2 tRNA genes and 1 rRNA gene are annotated in these 598 nt (G+C 48.7%); all 3 read left to right on the forward strand.

What is annotated here, in order from left to right:
- A 16S ribosomal RNA gene (locus Xenpb_RS19500) occupies window positions 1–123 on the forward strand; the annotation flags it as partial.
- 69 nt (window positions 124–192) lie between these two features.
- Window positions 193–269: transfer RNA gene (locus Xenpb_RS19505), tRNA-Ile, on the forward strand.
- 60 nt (window positions 270–329) lie between these two features.
- A tRNA-Ala gene (locus Xenpb_RS19510) sits at window positions 330–405 on the forward strand.
- Window positions 406–598: the final 193 nt, after the last annotated feature.

A 598-nucleotide genomic window follows, 5' to 3' on the forward strand; every position in this document is an offset into this window, starting at 1 on the left:
TGGGTTGCAAAAGAAGTCGGTAGCTTAACCTGCGGGAGGGCGCTGACCACTTTGTGATTCATGACTGGGGTGAAGTCGTAACAAGGTAACCGTAGGGGAACCTGCGGTTGGATCACCTCCTTAACCTGAGATAGTAAATGTTGTTGAGTGCTCACACAGATTGTCTGATAAAGAAAGAGACGGTATCGGTCTAGGCTTGTAGCTCAGGTGGTTAGAGCGCACCCCTGATAAGGGTGAGGTCGGTGGTTCAAGTCCACTCAGGCCTACCAATTTCGCTTGCCCCGGGCGGTTAAGCAAATAGGCGGCAACAGACTGATAACGGAATCAATGGGGCTATAGCTCAGCTGGGAGAGCGCCTGCCTTGCACGCAGGAGGTCAGCGGTTCGATCCCGCTTAGCTCCACCATTGTCTCTTTTATACCATGATACGATTTCAGAATGTACCGGATAACTCCGGTATCTTGTGAAATCATGCTCTTTAACAATCTGGAACAAGCTGAAAATTTGAAACAATCAGTGTTATTGAAACATGGCATTGATGAGTCTCTCAATACTCCAGTCCGAAGACACCTTCGGGTTGTGAGGTTAAGCGAATAAGC

This window comes from Xenorhabdus sp. PB62.4 (genome assembly GCF_014467285.1).
Taxonomy (GTDB): Bacteria; Pseudomonadota; Gammaproteobacteria; order Enterobacterales; family Enterobacteriaceae; genus Xenorhabdus.